Consider the following 17,222-nt stretch of genomic DNA (forward strand, 5'->3'; position numbering starts at 1 on the left):
GAGTTCTTAGTGCCGTTATTGTTTATGCAGATACATTCCCATCCCTACATCATATGTAACTTGAATCCCCGTGCCACTGCTTGCAGCATAATTCTGTCTATATTGTTCTCCCATAGCTCGGAACAAAGCTCGGCTTGTGCTCATCTGCCATGAACGCTGAACCGCATTGCCTGCCCCCACCCGCTTCACACTGTACAGAAAATCTTCGACCTGAGGATACTCCATCACATAGAGCGATTCCTTCCAATGGAATAGACCCTCACTCGCGGGACCTTCATGATCCGTAAAAATGTCATGCCAAGCTCGTTCATCTAAATACGACTGACCGTGAGGGGTAGGAGTCAATGATAGTTCTTGTTCCGCCCTGGCAAAGGAATCATGCAGCTCATGAAAGGTTTGCGGACCGAACGTGGCAAAAGCCATGACTCCATTCGGCTCTAATAACTTCACCAGTGCCTGACAAGTTTCTGCCGGATGGTTGAACCATTGAAACGTTGCATTGGAGACAATAAGATCATAGCCCTTCTCCTGCATCGGTATTGCCTCATGCATGATAGCTTCCTGTTCCTTTGCCCAGGATTCCGCATCCCGAGCAAGACATGTCATCCGGGCTTGATCCCCCGGTGTTATGCGCTTCCTTGTCTCCTCGATCATTCGGTCTGAAAGATCCAATACCGTAAGATGTGCTTCAGGATATTGATGAAGCAGTTGAAGGGTCACAGCCCCTGTCCCACATCCGACTTCAAGAATTCGCCTCGGAGGCCGCTGCATGGGAGCCGCCATGATATGACGCAAGAGTTCATCCCCCATCCATCGCTGCACGACGGCATAATGATCATATTGTTCGGCATATCGATTGAAATTACGACGAACGCGTTCTTTATCCATTTCTATTTCAAGAGATGCTCGCATCGGTTATCCATCTCCTTAATGTCGTTAAAAATACATCCCGTTGATGATAAAAGGGGACGTGTCCTACACCCTCCATACGTTGAACTTCATGCGACAGCAAATCCGCCGGCATCGCACCGATCGGACAGATATCATCCAGCATCCCGTGCATCCAATAGATGCGTTGGCCTTGTTCCCGAAGATATTTCCATGGCATGTGCAAGTTGACCTCTAGCAAGTACTGAAGCGCAGCGGACAGTCCTTCCCTGGTAAAGTCATGACGAAGACCCTCGGCATCATCCGAGGACATCTGCAATAAGGCATGAAAATCTCTTACTGTAGATCCAGGATCTGCTTGAAGGCGAAATTGCATGCGTTCTACGATCCGCCGAGGCCATCCCTGCTGCCGATCGGTTGATGTAAATTGAAGCGATGAAGATACCATGATCACGGACCCAAGTTTCTTTAATACGTCTTGATCCTGCATACTTGCTTGGTACAGCGCATCAATCATGAGCATGCCTCCCATCGACCATCCAACGACATGCAATTCCTCTGTACTGGGATCTATCAGAAGACGGCATACAGCTTGCCGCACGGTCCGTTGAAGTTCTTCAACGGTGTTGCATCGATCATAACAAATAAAATCATGCTCCAGCCCATCTAGCTCCTGTTCGAAACCGTTCCAAATTGCTGGCGATGTTCCGAAACCATGTATCCATAACAACTTTTTCCCCATTTTATATCAACTCCATTTGCTTCCCTGCCGCTGTAATTTGCTCGACAGCCCAACATAAATCTTTTTCCCGATGTGCAGCCATCACGGTAAATCGAAGCCTTGCCGATCCTTCAGGAACTGTCGGCGGGCGAATGGCAACCGATGCAATCCCTACGTCCTGTAAGGCTTGACTAAAGGCTACGGCACGAGCATTATCCCCAATGATCAAGGGAATGATATGACTTTCCGAATCCCCCGTATGAAACCCAGCAGCTTGGAGATCCGTACGGAACTTGTGTGCTCGATGAACAAGCTGTTCGCGCCTCCAGCTCTCCTGCTGGGCACGAATCCAATTTGTACGCACCGCATGCAATACCATCGGCGGCAACGCTGTATTATATATCAAAGTACGTGCACGATTGACTAAATACGTGGTTAATACGGCATCTCCAGCGATGTATGCACCATAACCACCATAGGCTTTGCTGAACGTGCCCATCTGTATTTCAACCTGATCTTGTAGGTGCATCGCATGCACCAAGCCTTGCCCGGCTTCTCCGTAGATTCCACCGCTATGCGCTTCATCCACCATGAGTATGGCTCCGTACTTGTCTTTCAGAAAGACGAGCTCTTGAAGCGGTGCCATCGTGCCGTCCATACTGAACAGCGCATCCGTAATCAGAAGCTTCCGGCATCCCTTCGGCGCTTTCAGTAACTGATGCTCGAGCTGATCCAGATCGCGATGTCTGAATCTGACATGCTTGGCACGGCTCAACAGAATGCCATCCACAATGCTTGCATGATTAAGCCTGTCGCTGTATACCATGTCATGCCGTCCAACTAAGGCCGGAATCACGCCTGCATTCGCCATATAACCACTGCTGAAGATCAATGCGCTCTCAGTTCCTTTGAACGCTGCCAGCTCCTGTTCAAACTGCTCATATATGGGATCGTTCCCGACTATCAGCCTTGACGCCCCGGCTCCGCTCCGCATGTTTTCTCCGAACTCTGCATGCATCCCGATCGAAGATCCTTCTGATGCAAACCCGAGGTAATCGTTGGACGCTAAATTCAACAATCGACGCCCGCCACGTTCCATCCAACCCTGCGGCTGCAAAATCGCGGGTACGAGCTTCCGGGTCAAATGATCACGCTCTAACCGATCTAACTCCTCCTGCATCCAGCTCCACTTCGCGTTAGTTTCTTGCATGCCCTAAGCCCCCTACAACGCGCATAGCTCAATCTCAAAGCCTAAGTCCTCAATCATGCGATGATCATCTGTTGCTTCTTGACCTTCGGTCGTTAAATAATCCCCAACAAAAATAGAGTTTGCAGCGTAGAGCGCAAGGGGCTGCAAAGAACGCAGATTCACTTCGCGGCCACCCGAAGCCCGAATCTCTTTGGTAGGACAGATGAAACGGAATAAGGCTAACACCTTCAAACAATACCGTGGATTCAGATGCTTCAGTGTCTCTAATGGGGTACCCGGAATGGAGTTCAAAAAGTTTACCGGGATGGAATCCGCATCCAAGTCACGCAGCGCATACGCTACTTGAACAACATCTGCTTGGGACTCTCCCATCCCAACAATACATCCAGAGCAAGGGGACATGCCGGATGCTTTGGCGTGATCCACCGTTGTTACCCGGTCTTCATAGGTGTGCGTGGATGTAATGTGAGCGAAATGACCTGCACTCGTATTCAAATTATGATTATAGCGATCCACGCCGGCTGATTTTAGACGATTCGCTTGATCTTGTGATAAGATGCCGAGACATGCGCAAATCTTCATCGGCATCGTCGATTTAATTTCCTCTACCGCAGCGATAACGTGATCCAACTCCCGTGGCGTGGGACCTTTGCCGCTTGCCACAATACAATACGTCCCTGCTTGCATCTCCATCGCTTTACGCGCGCCATCCACGAGAACGTCTTTCTCAAGTAATGGATATTTCTCCACCGGCGCCTTCGATACAATAGATTGAGAACAATAACCGCAATCCTCTGGGCATAGTCCACTCTTGGCATTAATAATTAAATTCAATTTGACCTTCTTGCCAAAATAATGCTTACGAACCCGAAACGCCGCTTGCAGGATGGCTAGCAGCTCATCATCATCAGCCTCAAGCACCGACAACGCTTCTTGTTCTGTTAAAAGTTCACCTCGCAGTGCTTTGTCTGCATATGTATTCCAATCAATTGCGATCCCTACAGTACTCATTTTCTACTCCCTCTCTAATCCGATAATTTGTTCTAAATTCACGCGATTCCCAATACAGGCAGCCCACGCAGCGTACCAAGTATCGGTTCGTTCTTCGGGCATCCAAGGTAAAATCCCAAGGACCTGTACACCTCCAAAATGCTCAATCATCATGGCATTGTTCATGACCTGTGCAACTTCATTTTCTTGATATCCGTTTAAAATTACCCCTGCAATATCCAAGCCCTTCTGACGCGCAAAATGGATGGTCTGCAAGGTATGATTTACCGTACCCAATCCACTTCTTGCGATGATCAATAACGGTAAAGCCAATTCCTGAGCTAAATCTGCAATGAGATGCTGATCTGTGAGCGGAACACCTAATCCGCCTGCTCCCTCTATGATCCAATACCTATCTTCAGATAACTTTCGATGCCCTTCTTGAACTAATGCATCAAATTGGATAAGGCAGCCATGCGCTCTTGCTGCAATCCATGGTGCCAATGGCAGCGGCAAGGTAATCGAGACCATCTCCGATTCGGACTGATGACGAATCCCGCTCCCTCTCCATAATCTGTAGCTGTCTGCATCCACAGATCCAACGGTTACCCCTGACTGTACCGGCTTCCATAATCGGACTCCATCATGCCCCATCATGTTCTGTAATGCAGCTGCAATCCCATAAGCAACTTGGGTTTTCCCTACATCCGTATCTGTTCCGGTAATAAAACAACCACGATTTCTATTCAATCGTTAACACCTCACATTGTGGTTCATGACGTTTTAATTGTCAACCTATTATATTTGATGAGGTTGACAATTGGAATAGCTGCACGCAAAAAAACTTCCGTACAGGTGTGTGTGACCACGCCATGACGGAAGTTTTAATTTGCACTTTTATACAATTATGGATTAATGAATACAGTATGCGCTTTGGTACGATTTTCGATTTGAAATCCTAGTCCATCAGCAAGTAGTCGCAATGGCACGTAAGTCTTCTGCTCTTTCCCTACTTTGTACAAAAATGCTGGTGCATCTACGGCTAATGTCTGTCCATTAACTTGTGCAGATTTCGCTCCGATCGGCAGTGTAAGCACCCGATCCCCGTATGTAATGATAGCGGTCGACGTTTTATTGTCCCATTGGGATGTAGCGCCTAGCGCATCGACGATATCCTTGATTGCTACGAAAGTTCGATTATCCCGAATGACCGGGAGATTCTTCGTATTCAATTCCTGTCCGTTGACGACGATCGTTGCTGGACCTCTATCTACCACCACTTTCGGTTGGCGATATGTTCCCCAGATCGTATTTGCGAATACCTTCGCCATCACTTCATAACCTTTCTGGGTCGGATGGATGTCCTGCTCCATCAGGTTCGTATGCGTTAATTCGCCTTCCTTGCCCTTGAATTGCTCGGCAACATGAGCTACCTTCACCTTTGCGCCCTGATCAACCATGGACTTGGCGAGTTCATCGACGTTCTTCGTGAATTGATCCGCTGCTGCCATCAGGCGATTGTATACTCCTTTTTGAAAATTCGGCATCGGTTGATATTGATCGGCAATCACAATCTGCGCGTCCCCGTTCAGCTTTGTAAGGTCCTGCAATACTTCAGTCACATTCGCTGTATACTGCTTCAATAGTTCTTGAACTATCGTATTGCCTTCGGTTTCACTCGCTGCACCGATCCTTGCTAATAACGCCCCAAAGTCATTGCCGCCAATCGTAATCGTAATGACATCCGCGTTGATGATGTCCTGCTTCGCTTGGGCAGCGCTGCTCTCGATCATACTCGCACGCGGATCCTCAGCTACCGATTTCAGATCTTGATACCGAAATGCCTGATCCGTCGAGACGGCTTTCACATAATTTCTAAGTCCTTCGCTGGTTAGACCAAGAATACCATAGTTGCTCAAATGAGCACGTCCCTGATATAACGCCTGTTCCAAGACTCGATCCATAAATCCGTAAGGTAGCGGATTCTTCTCATTCAGGAGCTGCGGTTCAAAGCCTACCGTTAATGAATCGCCAAGTGACACCATGTTGAATGCTGCCGAGCTTCGTGTTGCAGCAGTATTCGGCTGTTCCTGTGCTGCGGCTGCACTCCCCACCACACTGCCGATACTGAGCCATAATGCTGCGCCCGCAGCAATCCAAGTCTTCCATGTTCTTTGCCGTAATAACAAAACACGCTCACCTACGCTTTCAAATTCTCTACTATTTGCCAATTATATCATAGTCTCCAAGTCGGAATACATGAGAAAAAGGGTAAGTCCCCATGAACGAATCATGTGTCCTTACCCTTCTGTTATTCCTCAACGTACCGATCGTAGCGTCGATCCACTTCCTTCGCCATTCGGCGGTATATCTTCGTCTCTTCTGCCACAGGATCGTGCGTTGTCTGAATTCGAATTTCATATTTCGGTGAAATTTGCTGTCGCTCCCGGGCCTTCCGATCGACCGATTCCATTTCGCCTTCCGTCAATAGATCGCTTAATTGCTGTTCCAAATCTTGGGCAGCACGTTGTTTCTGTTCTTGATCCATGGGTAGAAACCACCTTTCGTAATCTAACTTCTTTACGATTAGTTGTTCGCTTCATCCAATCGAATTATTGATCCTGGAAAGATCTTGTTACAAGTCCATCCCCGTTACGTTGGCTTGTTCCAGTACCGTGTGCAATTCATCATGAATATGCCCATTGGTAGCAATCACATTCCGAACGCCGAGGTGGTACGGGTTACCCGCTGTGTCGGTCACGCGACCGCCTGATTCCTGGATCAGCAGCATCCCTGCAGCTAAATCCCATGCATTCAGGTTCAATTCCCAGAAGCCGCTCAGACGCCCCGTAGCCACATAGGCTAGACTCAATGCAGCAGAACCGATGGTACGGATATTCCGTACACGCGGTGCAACCGCTTGGATGCCTGCTAAGTTCAGGGGAAGCAACACCGTTTGTTCCGTCGGGAAACCTGTAGCAATCAGACTGTCTTCCAGCTTCTGCTCCTTGGATACTTTCATAGGCACACCATGCACGTATGCCCCTTTGCCTTTCTCCGCTACGTACAGCTCATCGCGAGAAGGATCATAAATGACACCTACAATGATTTCGCCTTTATGAGCAAGCGCAATGGATACCGAATAGAGAGGCAAGCCGTGGACATAATTCGTCGTTCCATCGATCGGATCCACAATCCATAAATATTCCGACTCTTCTACATCATGAAGTGCGGAAGCAGCCGCAGCCGCTCCGATTCCTGTGCTCTCTTCACCGAGAAACGCATGATCGGGGAAATGCGTCAAAATCAAGCGACGGATGAGTTTTTCTGCGCCTTTATCCACTTCTGTGACAAGGTCATGGGTTGATACTTTTATATCCAATTTTTCATAGCTTCCAAGTTTGCTCTTAATCCACTCTCCCGCTTTCGCTGCGCAATTGATCGCAACAGCGGTGAAACTCTTACTGCTAACAATATACGGTTCTTGATTTGGGTTCGTTTGATTCAAGGCATTCACTCTACTTTCCTATTGAATCTGAATCTTCATACATTAAAATTATACGCTTCGCACGTCAGCAAGTTTCGCCAAGATTACCATATGCGGTCAAAAACCAACTCATGCCATCTAGGTTGTCCAACTTCACGGAATCCTGCGAAGCTAAAGCGGAAAAAAGTCCGTTCCTTAGAAAGCGCGATACGCCTTGCAGAAACGAACTTCATCCCCATTGCACTTCACAATGATCTACTTAAACACCGACAATATTAAAACCGCCGTCTACATAAATAATTTCACCTGTAATACCGCGAGACAATGGGCTAAGCAAGAACATCGCTGTGTCCCCAACTTCTGCCGTTTCTGTTGTACGACGAGAAGGTGCTTTTTCTTCCACTTCACGCAAGATGGAGTTGAAGTCTTTGATTCCTTTGGCGGCCAACGTACGGATTGGGCCTGCGGAAATTGCATTAACACGAATGTTGAATTGACCTAAGTCATTCGCTAAGTAACGAACTGATGCTTCAAGCGCAGCTTTGGCTACACCCATCACATTGTAGTTCTTCATCGCGCGCTCAGCACCCAAGTAAGTCATCGTCATGATGCTGCCGCCTTCCGTCATTAACGGATACAAGCGTTGGGATACAGCTGCTAGAGAGTAAGCGCTGATATCCATCGCTAAGGCAAAACCTGCGCGGGATGTGTTCACATACATGCCTTCAAGCTCTTCTGTCTTCGCGAATGCAATACTGTGAACGACGCCATGAAGCACGCCGAATTCTTCTTTTAATTGGGCCGCCAACGCATCGATATCCTCATCGACGGTAACGTTACAAGGCACTAGAATGGAATTCGGGATGGTTGCCGCTAATTTGCCGACACGCTCCTGCACCCGTTCACTTTCATATGTAAATGCAAGACGCGCGCCTTGCGCTGCTAGCGATTGTGCAATGGCCCATGCGATACTGCGATCATTCGCAACACCCATAACCACGATATTTTTACCTTCTAATAATTGACTCATTCTAAAAAATCCTCCTCTCACCGATTCGAATAGCTTGTCCCTGCAATTGGAAACAATCTAATCTTACAGTTCTTTGTCCAACGTACCTTATTTTCTAGCGAATTTCAAGTATTGGGGCCATATTCGACGTTATATCATGTTTACGGCTCAATTTCGACAGTGGCCTGGTCAACGATATGCACACCCTCATGAACACGGCTTTTCATATCCTCCATGAGCTTGAACAGAGCCTCATCTTTCATCTTCGCCTCAATCATCACATCCACATGCGTTTCCGACGCTGCAATGCCGCGCAAAAAGGCAAGCAAAGGTTCGATATCCACATAGTCCGCATGCCCGCGAATATCTTTCTCGCTTTTGGGACTGGATACATGAATTTTAGGCGGCAGCGTAGAATGCGCTTCCTTCCAAGTCGCTTGAATGCGCGGCCAGAGCTCCATCGGTGCTTCTCCCTCATTGTTAACCCATTGGTGATGAATATCAAGCACCATGGGCACACCGAGCTTCTCGCTCACCTCTAAGGTCTCAACGGCATTAAACGTCTTATCGTCGTTCTCTAGCGTAAGACGTCGTTGAATGCGTGGCGTCAACGCTAAGAAATTGTGAATGAAGCGCTCCCCGGCCGTCTTTTTATCCCCATAGGCTCCCCCGATGTGGATATTATTCTTCGCATGCTCGTCCATCCCCATCGCTTCAAGCATCCGTACATGGTGAGCCAAGTCCCGGATGGAATTGTGAAGCACTTCTTCTCGAGGGGTACTTAACACCGTAAAATGATCGGGATGAAAGGACAGTCGTATTCCTGCCTGTTTCGCATAATCCCCAATAGCCTGAAACGCGGGCGCCAAATACGGAAACGGGTCCCAATCCTGCAGCTCTTGATGTGTGGCTAGCGGAATCAACTTCGATGACATCCGATAAAGATGAATATCAGACGCTCGATTATGCTTCAAGAGTCGCAGGGTATTATTCAGATTCTCTTCTGCAATGCGCGTAAGCCGATGCAAGCCCGCCTCACGATCTTCAAGCTTAGCGAAATGGGTATACGTCATCGTGCGGGATGGCGAAGCATTCTTAATAATCGTGGACATCGCAACATAGCCAAAGCGAACGATCAGGGGCCTTGTCAACGTATAGGTCCTCCTTATACATCAGATGATAGGTATAAGTCTGCCCCATTTCGCACTACTTCTTATCGGGATCTCCAAAAAACATCTAATAGGCTAACGCCGTCTGAACACGTGCCTCTTCTTCGTTCAATTTGCGAATCAGTTCCATTTCCACCTGTGTCACTTCTTCACCCTGGAAGTTAATTTCCGCGATTGATGCGACAATTTTGACGATCGCAATTGCTTGATTATCCGGCGTATAAGCAATGACCTTCTGACCCGCAGGAAATACGCGGAACCCGCTTTTCATCATTTTGCCTTTCCCGTATTCCAACAGCTCGTACAACTCTTGATCTGACTTGAATTTGCAGACAGAATTAAATTCGGTTTGAAATCCCATGGACATGTCCTCCTCGTATCTAATTTAAAAATAAAACAGGGAAGTTCGAACTCCCCTGCTTATCATCACCGTGTAAAAACGTTGCAATTTATAACTAACTTAGCTTTTGGCTACGGTCTCCGGTTTGTTGTTGCCGTAGTCGATTTGTTGTTTCTCTTCGTAACGCTCCAGCGCCAATTGAATCAGTTGATCCAACAGATCTTGATAGGATAAGCCTGTTTCGCGCCACATGAGGGGATACATACTGAATGGCGTGAAGCCCGGCATGGTATTCACTTCGTTGATCATGATCTGATTATCTTGCTTCCGTACGAAGAAATCCACGCGGGATAGGCCTGACCCATCAATCGCTTGGAAAGCCCGAACCGCTAATGTACGCAATTCTTCCGTCAACTCATCCGGAATATTCGCCGGAATCATCATCGCGGAGTTCCCGTCAATATACTTCGCTTGGTAGTCGTAGAATTCACTCGATGAAGTGATTTCACCCGGTACGGAAGCTTTGGGCTCCTCGTTCCCAAGAACACTCACTTCGATCTCGCGCGCGTCGATGAACTCTTCGACGATAACCTTACGATCGTAACGCAGAGCAAGCTCAATGGCCGCGATTAACTCCTCACGGTTACGCGCCTTCGATACCCCTACGCTGGAACCTAAATTAGCCGGTTTGATAAAACAAGGATACCCTAAGGAAATTTCAACTTCCATCGTATGATAGTTCGCGTCTTTCTCCCATTGCTTGCGCGTGAAGTAACGATACATACACTGCGGGAGACCTGCTTGCGCGAATAATTTCTTCATAATAACTTTGTCCATGCCTACAGCGGATGCAAGCACGCCTGCTCCTACATAAGGAACATTCGCGATTTCGAATAAGCCTTGAATCGTGCCGTCTTCTCCGAACGTGCCGTGCAGCAGAGGGAACATGACATCAATGCCTTGCACACTGCCCTTCAAAGATACATCCGTTCCACCTGCGAACAGCGGCATGATTGCCGCACCCATAGGCTTGGTCTCGTCTGCATCGTATTGCAATAAACCCGTATGCTCAACAGGTGCTTGCAGCAAAGGGCCGTTGCGCCATTCGCCATCCTTTGTAATATAGAAAGGAGCTATCTCGTATTTGTCGAAGTCAAATGCTTTCATTACCGCAAGCGCTGTCGATAAGGATACCTCATGCTCGCCTGATTTACCTCCGTAGATTAGACCTACGCGTATTTTCTTTATGCCACTCATGACAACCTCCGCAATGAACATGTTTTGTAGACCCGTTCCCAGGCCCTTCGTCCGCTAAAACCAATCTAAAATATGAAAAAACCGATATTGGGTATGTTCTGTCCAAGCATAGGAATCCCGATAATCCCAGTATCGATGCCGGCCGTTATTCGTATGAGCATTCACGAGCGGCATGCCGTCCGGATCAAATGCTGTCACCATAGCACTATGTTGGAACCGGCCGTCCCCATCCCAATCATAGCTTATGACATCCCCAAGCTTTAAATCCGTTGGCCTTGCGACCACATCGGCTTGCAAATGAGATGTGCTATGATCCAAATAGGAATTCAATGCGTTCGCTACCGCCCAGCTGTAGCTCCAGGATTCCTGGCCATTCACCATTCCTCTGTACCACCAACCGGATTCTCTTTTACCAGTATAGTAGATTGGTGCCCCCCCTGCAAAGAGGCATTGTGAGATGAAATTCGTGCAATCCACTTCAAAAGCAAGGAATTCGGGGTTATTTTCATTCCACCATCGATCCGCATATTGTACGGCTCTTTCCCGGGAATACGACGTAGCCCGCATCGATCTGGCGAACCCGAGAATATCCGTATTCAACAGGGGGATGGACGGACTGCGATCGTGGTCCGGCTGACCTGCATCATGCTCCAGTTCTTCCTTCTCCGTACGTCGCGCCTCCGGATGCTTCTCTGGTACTTTTTGCTCCACCCGTGTAATGATCCAGGTATTGCCGTCTTTACCCAGCGTTACTCTTTCTTGCTCGATCCGTTCTTCCACATGTGCAACATGTTTTTTCTCATAGATGCGGCGAATTTGATATTCCAAATCCACGACAACTTCGCCATCACCCTCTCGTGCCTTAACGAGTTTTGTCCGCGTTTCACTGCGCAGCGGCACCGCGTCCCGTTGTCGGTACCATTCCTTTAACATATGCATGCGGTTACTTTTGCGCATTAAATAATCCAAATCTGTTATAACGAGGTTGTTCGAAGGCAATCGATAATCGATCTCCGTGCGGTTAAATTGGTTAACATACGCATACAACACATTTTTCCATTCTTTTGGCATAAAAAAGGACCTCCCCATCCATTTCGCCGTTCCTAAACGTAAGCAAGGTTGATTCATTCTATGACAGGCAGAGCTAATTTATGTTGACATGTTCACGTCATCGTAAAACCCTTGATATATATGGCTAAATGAGAATAATTCGCAGTTAAAATCCAGTGAAAAACCCCTTTACTCCATCATAGTGAGCAGGTATACTTAAGGTAATCATTATTATGAAATCACGTTTCATCAGATGAAACACAACCGATTTCAAGACCATTTTAGGAGGCGCACATCATGTCCAAAAAGGATCACTACTCCGTAGCCCGCGAGCTGCAGGTGAACGGTAAGAGCTACCGTTACTACAGTCTTCAAGGCTTAGAAGAACAAGGCATCGGCAACATTACCCAGCTTCCCTTCTCCATCAAAGTGTTGCTGGAAGCTGCTGTTCGTCAATTCGACGGCAGAGCCATTACCCAAGAACATGTGAAGCAAATCGCGAGCTGGGCGGAAGGCCGCGATGAGAACAAAGAGATTCCGTTCATCCCTGCACGTATCGTATTGCAAGACTTTACAGGTGTTCCTGTCGTTGTCGATCTAGCAGCCATGCGCGATACCGTCAAGAAAGCGGGCGGAGATCCGAAACAGATCAATCCGCTTGTCCCTGTAGACCTTGTTATTGACCACTCAGTTATGGTCGATGCTTTCGGTTCTGACAGCGCTTTGGAATATAACATGAATGTAGAGTTCGAACGTAATGAAGAGCGTTACCGCTTCTTGCGTTGGGCGCAAACAGCATTCAACAACTTCCGTGCTGTACCTCCGGGAACAGGGATTGTCCACCAAGTGAACTTGGAGTACCTTGCATCCGTAGCAGCAACGAAGACGGTTGACGGCGTTACAGAAGTATATCCAGATTCCCTCGTAGGTACGGACTCCCATACGACCATGATCAATGGACTTGGTGTTGTAGGTTGGGGCGTCGGCGGGATCGAGGCAGAAGCCGGTATGCTTGGCCAACCGCTCTACTTCGTGACACCTGAAGTTATCGGCTTTAAATTAACAGGAAACTTAGCTGAAGGATCTACAGCAACAGACCTTGCGCTTACGGTTACCCAATTGCTTCGTAAAAAAGGCGTTGTTGGTAAATTCGTAGAGTTCTACGGTCCAGGATTGTCAAACATCAGCCTAGCTGACCGCGCGACAGTCGCGAACATGGCACCTGAATACGGCGCAACCATCGGATTCTTCCCTGTCGATCACGAAACGTTGAACTATATGCGCAGTACGGGCCGCACGGAAGAGCAAGTCGAGCTCGTTGCGAATTACTATAAAGAACAAGGCATGTTCCGTACCGACGCGACGCCGGATCCGATCTTCTCCGATGTGGTTGAGTTGGATCTAGGTACGATCGTACCAAGCTTAGCAGGTCCGAAGCGTCCACAAGACCGCGTTGAGCTAACGAACATGAAAGAAGCATTCAACAGCATCATCCGCACACCGATCGATAAAGGTGGATATGGCTTGTCGGATGACAAGATCGAAGAAAAAGTAACTGTTCAGCATCCAACGGGCGAAACCAGCCAAATGGGTACAGGCGCGGTTGTCATCGCGGCAATCACAAGCTGTACGAATACCTCCAACCCTAGCGTAATGTTAGGTGCAGGATTAGTTGCGAAGAAAGCCGTTGAACGCGGTCTGAAAAAACCAGGCTACGTCAAAAGCAGCTTAACGCCAGGATCCCTTGTTGTTACCGAATACTTGCAAAAATCCGGCTTGCTGGAGTCGCTTGAAGCTTTGGGCTTCCACGTTGCAGGGTATGGCTGTGCGACATGTATCGGGAACTCCGGTCCATTGCCAGACGAAGTCGGCCAAGCCATCACGGACAACGATATGACGGTTGCTGCCGTGTTATCTGGTAACCGTAACTTTGAAGGCCGTGTACACGCGCAAGTCAAAGCGAACTACCTTGCATCTCCACCACTTGTCGTGGCTTATGCCTTAGCTGGTACGGTGAACATTGATTTAGCGAACGATCCAATCGGCTATGATCAACAAGATCAACCGGTTTATTTGAAAGACATTTGGCCAACGTCCCAAGAGATTCAAGAAGCGATCTCTACCGCGCTGACACCACAAATGTTCCGTGATAAATACGAACATGTATTTACGCAAAATGAGCGTTGGAACAACATCGCTGCACCACAAGGCGAGTTGTACGAGTGGGATGAGAAATCCACTTATATTCAGAACCCTCCGTTCTTCACGAACTTGGGTACGACGTTAAATGATATTACGGAAGTGCACAACGCGAAGGTTCTTGCTCTGCTTGGCGATTCTGTCACGACGGACCATATCTCTCCTGCCGGTAACATCAAAGCCGACAGCCCAGCAGGTCAATACCTGATCGAGAATGGCGTGAAAAAAGAAGATTTCAACTCCTACGGTTCCCGTCGTGGTAACCATGAAGTGATGATGCGCGGAACCTTCGCGAACATCCGCATTCGTAACCAAGTGGCACCAGGAACTGAAGGCGGTGTAACGACGTACCTGCCAACGGACGAAGTCATCTCGATCTACGATGCATCGATGAAATACCAAGATGCAGGCACGAACCTGGTAGTTCTTGCAGGAAAAGAGTATGGTACAGGAAGCTCCCGTGACTGGGCGGCAAAAGGTACTTTCTTGCTTGGTGTGAAGGCTGTTATTGCCGAGAGCTTCGAACGTATTCACCGCAGCAACTTGGTAGGTATGGGCGTTCTTCCGCTCCAATTCCAAGAAGGCCAAAGCTGGAAATCCCTGAACATCACGGGTCGTGAAACCTTTGATATTCTTGGACTCTCCAACGATGTTCAACCAGGTCAATCCATCACCGTTGTAGCGACTCGCGAAGACGGCACAAGCTTTGAATTCCAAGCCGTAGCGCGTCTTGACAGTATGGTAGACGTGGATTACTTCCATAACGGCGGTATCCTTCAGACCGTTCTGCGTCAAATGATCGCGAACCAATAATATTGCACGGATTCATACAAAAGGGTCGAATGCTTCCATACTGGAAGCGTTCGACCCTTTGATTTATTTCTTATTATTCTGGCTTGCGACCCAGAATGCGAAGATAAGCAATGGAATCAGAATAAACCAAGGAATGGTAATGGTTCCACCAACGAATAAGGCTAAGATCATGACAACAACAATTCCGATGATGATATAAAGACAACCCCGACCGAACGTCTCCATCTTACCCATAGCCTCCTCTAACTGGATTTGGAAGGAATAACCTATGAGAAAACCTCTATCGAAGCTACTCGAAGATGAGCGACCGCGTTTAGAAGTAGGTTTATGTGGTTATATATACGCTCGCTTTCCAATTATGTTTCCATTTAAATACAAAAAAACGTTCATCTGAGCGAAACCGCTGCAGATGAACGTTTTATCTTTTAGAAACAGATGTACGTATTCAATTTAGTAAGCGCCCGTTAAGTCAATCAGCATGATACGCGCATCTGTACTTGCCTGAATCAACAGATCAGATACATCTGTAATTCGAGCCGAATCCCGTCGCATTAGCTTCTCTTCCCCATTAAGCGTAACCTCTCCATCGATAACAAAGAAGAAGATATTCCGTCCTGGTTCGGTACGGAAAGCCACGGACGCATCCGCATCGATATCGGACAAGTATATCGTCATGTCTTGATGGATGGAAGCGATGTTCTCGCCGCCTTGGGTCGATACGACCGGCAATAAAGCATTTTTCATCCGCTCCACATCAAACTCCGTTGTCTCGTAAGACGGATGGATATGGGCATGACTCGGCATGAACCACATTTGCAGAAAGTTCAAGGTCTCCGTCTCCGAAGCACTCATCTCCGAATGGTAAATACCTGTGCCCGCCGACATCCGCTGAACTTCACCAAACCCCGTAACCGCATGATTCCCTAGACTATCCCGATGCTCCAGCTTCCCGGTTAGCACAATGGATACGATCTCCATCTCACGATGCGGATGCATCCCGAAGCCTTCTAACGGCGCGACGAAATCATCATTTAGGACACGCATAGGTCCAAAGCTCATATTGCTTGGATCATAATAATCCGCGAATGAGAAACTAAAATTACTTTTCAACCATCCATGGTCTGCCATGTAACGTGAAGCTGCTGGATATACTTGAATCATCCTGATTCCCCCTATCTAAGATCAGTTCAACAAGGTGTATTGACCGCCGCCAATCATAGCGACACCAACGGCAACCGCGATTAAGACGAGATTGTATTCGATCCCGCCGGAAGTTGCCCACAATCCATTTTTCCCATGAACCGTAAAAATAGCAACCAACATGGTAATCACGATTAGCGCAGCCCCGACAACGAGCCATGCACCTGAAGCGAATAACAACCCGCCCAGAATTTCACCACCGCCTGCTAACAGAGCCATCACGGCGCCCGGCTTCATCCCAATCGATTCTAACCAACCTGCCGTTCCTTTCAACCCATGTCCGCCGAACCAACCGAACAATTTCTGAGCCCCGTGCCCCACAAATAAAAGACCAATAATCAAGCGAATAATAAGAAGACCTGTATCTAACATGAATTTCCCTCCAACACTTATTTTTTGTTTGTAACTCACTTTTTAAATATACCCACTTCACTAACTTTTGTCAAGCAACTAAATTTATTTATTATTATTACTATTTTTCTGTTGCTGTATATGCTAAAATAAAGATAAGGACATTGCACAGCGCAATTTCTAGAAAAGGGGTGATACGATGGATTACTCTAAAATGTGCCCAAAATACGAGCACGCTTCCGAGTTGCTCGGCAAGAGATGGACAGGTCTAATCATTCGAGTACTACTCGGCGGTCCGAGACGCTTCAAGGAAATTAAAGAGCAGATTCCGGAAATGAGCGACAAAATGCTCACCGATCGAATTAAGGAACTTGAAAGTTGCGGTATTCTGATTCGAAATGTATATCCGGAGACGCCAGTTCGCATTGAATATGACCTAACAGATAAAGGCAGAGACCTTGAGCCTGTCATTGAGCAAATTCAATCTTGGGGCGAAAAATGGATGTAAACCACGAAGAAGAGCCAATACCATGCAGTT

General features: G+C 47.7%; 18 protein-coding genes. 2 read left to right on the forward strand and 16 right to left on the reverse strand.

Features of this window, described 5'->3' with window-relative positions:
* Positions 1 to 15 precede the first annotated feature (15 nt).
* The 13 genes from bioC to BVG16_RS19575 all read right to left on the reverse strand — a co-directional run bounded on the left by bioC (position 16) and on the right by BVG16_RS19575 (position 12,142).
* On the reverse strand, positions 16 to 912 hold the full coding sequence (bioC, locus tag BVG16_RS19515; protein WP_078500738.1) for a malonyl-ACP O-methyltransferase BioC: 897 nt from the start codon (positions 910 to 912) through the stop codon (positions 16 to 18).
* A complete protein-coding gene (locus BVG16_RS19520; RefSeq protein WP_078500741.1) occupies positions 896 to 1,630 on the reverse strand; it encodes an alpha/beta fold hydrolase in 735 nt (244 codons plus the stop codon). The genes bioC and BVG16_RS19520 overlap by 17 nt, the downstream gene beginning before the upstream one ends.
* Position 1,631: 1 nt before the next feature.
* Positions 1,632 to 2,819, reverse strand: coding sequence for an 8-amino-7-oxononanoate synthase (gene bioF / locus BVG16_RS19525; RefSeq protein ID WP_233147104.1), 1,188 nt, complete (start codon positions 2,817 to 2,819; stop codon positions 1,632 to 1,634).
* A 12-nt stretch (positions 2,820 to 2,831) separates the two neighbouring features.
* Positions 2,832 to 3,830 (reverse strand): biotin synthase BioB, encoded by a 999-nt coding sequence (gene bioB / locus BVG16_RS19530; protein WP_078500743.1) that lies wholly within the window; start codon positions 3,828 to 3,830, stop codon positions 2,832 to 2,834.
* Positions 3,831 to 3,833: 3 nt separating this feature from the next.
* Positions 3,834 to 4,559, reverse strand: a complete 726-nt coding sequence (bioD, locus tag BVG16_RS19535) for a dethiobiotin synthase (protein ID WP_078500745.1) — start codon at positions 4,557 to 4,559, stop codon at positions 3,834 to 3,836.
* Between the two features lie 155 nt (positions 4,560 to 4,714).
* A complete protein-coding gene (locus BVG16_RS19540) occupies positions 4,715 to 6,040 on the reverse strand; it encodes a stalk domain-containing protein (RefSeq protein ID WP_078500747.1) in 1,326 nt (441 codons plus the stop codon).
* An 80-nt stretch (positions 6,041 to 6,120) separates the two neighbouring features.
* On the reverse strand, positions 6,121 to 6,357 hold the full coding sequence (locus BVG16_RS19545) for a hypothetical protein (protein ID WP_078500748.1): 237 nt from the start codon (positions 6,355 to 6,357) through the stop codon (positions 6,121 to 6,123).
* Between the two features lie 87 nt (positions 6,358 to 6,444).
* Positions 6,445 to 7,326, reverse strand: coding sequence for an inositol monophosphatase family protein (locus BVG16_RS19550; protein WP_078500750.1), 882 nt, complete (start codon positions 7,324 to 7,326; stop codon positions 6,445 to 6,447).
* Between the two features lie 229 nt (positions 7,327 to 7,555).
* Positions 7,556 to 8,326, reverse strand: a complete 771-nt coding sequence (gene fabI / locus BVG16_RS19555) for an enoyl-ACP reductase FabI (protein WP_078500752.1) — start codon at positions 8,324 to 8,326, stop codon at positions 7,556 to 7,558.
* A 140-nt stretch (positions 8,327 to 8,466) separates the two neighbouring features.
* Positions 8,467 to 9,444: a UV DNA damage repair endonuclease UvsE gene (uvsE, locus tag BVG16_RS19560; protein WP_078501136.1), complete on the reverse strand. Its 978-nt coding sequence runs from the start codon at positions 9,442 to 9,444 to the stop codon at positions 8,467 to 8,469.
* 97 nt (positions 9,445 to 9,541) lie between these two features.
* Complete coding sequence (locus BVG16_RS19565) at positions 9,542 to 9,835, reverse strand: hypothetical protein (RefSeq protein ID WP_078500754.1); 294 nt, start codon at positions 9,833 to 9,835, stop codon at positions 9,542 to 9,544.
* Between the two features lie 99 nt (positions 9,836 to 9,934).
* Positions 9,935 to 11,071, reverse strand: coding sequence for a D-alanine--D-alanine ligase (locus BVG16_RS19570; RefSeq protein ID WP_078500756.1), 1,137 nt, complete (start codon positions 11,069 to 11,071; stop codon positions 9,935 to 9,937).
* Positions 11,072 to 11,125: 54 nt separating this feature from the next.
* A complete protein-coding gene (locus BVG16_RS19575; RefSeq protein ID WP_078500758.1) occupies positions 11,126 to 12,142 on the reverse strand; it encodes an amidase domain-containing protein in 1,017 nt (338 codons plus the stop codon).
* A 276-nt stretch (positions 12,143 to 12,418) separates the two neighbouring features.
* On the opposite strand from BVG16_RS19575, the gene acnA reads away from it, so the two are divergent.
* The gene (gene acnA, locus BVG16_RS19580) at positions 12,419 to 15,133 is read left to right on the forward strand and encodes an aconitate hydratase AcnA (protein WP_078500760.1); all 2,715 of its coding nucleotides are present in this window, start codon (positions 12,419 to 12,421) and stop codon (positions 15,131 to 15,133) included.
* Between the two features lie 63 nt (positions 15,134 to 15,196).
* Here acnA and BVG16_RS33180 read toward each other — a convergent pair whose 3' ends face one another.
* From BVG16_RS33180 to BVG16_RS19590, 3 genes are all read right to left on the reverse strand, one after another.
* Positions 15,197 to 15,358, reverse strand: coding sequence for a hypothetical protein (locus BVG16_RS33180; RefSeq protein WP_198957506.1), 162 nt, complete (start codon positions 15,356 to 15,358; stop codon positions 15,197 to 15,199).
* 225 nt (positions 15,359 to 15,583) lie between these two features.
* The gene (locus BVG16_RS19585; protein ID WP_078500762.1) at positions 15,584 to 16,294 is read right to left on the reverse strand and encodes a pirin family protein; all 711 of its coding nucleotides are present in this window, start codon (positions 16,292 to 16,294) and stop codon (positions 15,584 to 15,586) included.
* Between the two features lie 21 nt (positions 16,295 to 16,315).
* Positions 16,316 to 16,705, reverse strand: coding sequence for a DoxX family protein (locus BVG16_RS19590; protein ID WP_078500764.1), 390 nt, complete (start codon positions 16,703 to 16,705; stop codon positions 16,316 to 16,318).
* A 178-nt stretch (positions 16,706 to 16,883) separates the two neighbouring features.
* Between BVG16_RS19590 and BVG16_RS19595 the strand changes: the two genes are divergently transcribed.
* A complete protein-coding gene (locus BVG16_RS19595; RefSeq protein WP_078500766.1) occupies positions 16,884 to 17,192 on the forward strand; it encodes a winged helix-turn-helix transcriptional regulator in 309 nt (102 codons plus the stop codon).
* Positions 17,193 to 17,222: the final 30 nt, after the last annotated feature.

This window comes from Paenibacillus selenitireducens (genome assembly GCF_002021565.1).
GTDB lineage: Bacteria > Bacillota > Bacilli > Paenibacillales > Paenibacillaceae > Paenibacillus_K > Paenibacillus_K selenitireducens.

Coding starts and splice junctions, on each gene's coding strand:
- bioC (WP_078500738.1), bottom strand. CDS start 912: ATGCGAGCATCTCTTGAAATAGAAATGGATAAAGAACGCGTTCGTCGT.
- BVG16_RS19520 (WP_078500741.1), bottom strand. CDS start 1,630: ATGGGGAAAAAGTTGTTATGGATACATGGTTTCGGAACATCGCCAGCA.
- bioF (WP_233147104.1), bottom strand. CDS start 2,819: ATGCAAGAAACTAACGCGAAGTGGAGCTGGATGCAGGAGGAGTTAGAT.
- bioB (WP_078500743.1), bottom strand. CDS start 3,830: ATGAGTACTGTAGGGATCGCAATTGATTGGAATACATATGCAGACAAA.
- BVG16_RS19545 (WP_078500748.1), bottom strand. CDS start 6,357: ATGGATCAAGAACAGAAACAACGTGCTGCCCAAGATTTGGAACAGCAA.
- fabI (WP_078500752.1), bottom strand. CDS start 8,326: ATGAGTCAATTATTAGAAGGTAAAAATATCGTGGTTATGGGTGTTGCG.
- BVG16_RS19565 (WP_078500754.1), bottom strand. CDS start 9,835: ATGGGATTTCAAACCGAATTTAATTCTGTCTGCAAATTCAAGTCAGAT.
- BVG16_RS19570 (WP_078500756.1), bottom strand. CDS start 11,071: ATGAGTGGCATAAAGAAAATACGCGTAGGTCTAATCTACGGAGGTAAA.
- BVG16_RS19575 (WP_078500758.1), bottom strand. CDS start 12,142: ATGCCAAAAGAATGGAAAAATGTGTTGTATGCGTATGTTAACCAATTT.
- acnA (WP_078500760.1), top strand. CDS start 12,419: ATGTCCAAAAAGGATCACTACTCCGTAGCCCGCGAGCTGCAGGTGAAC.
- BVG16_RS33180 (WP_198957506.1), bottom strand. CDS start 15,358: ATGGAGACGTTCGGTCGGGGTTGTCTTTATATCATCATCGGAATTGTT.
- BVG16_RS19585 (WP_078500762.1), bottom strand. CDS start 16,294: ATGATTCAAGTATATCCAGCAGCTTCACGTTACATGGCAGACCATGGA.
- BVG16_RS19590 (WP_078500764.1), bottom strand. CDS start 16,705: ATGTTAGATACAGGTCTTCTTATTATTCGCTTGATTATTGGTCTTTTA.
- BVG16_RS19595 (WP_078500766.1), top strand. CDS start 16,884: ATGGATTACTCTAAAATGTGCCCAAAATACGAGCACGCTTCCGAGTTG.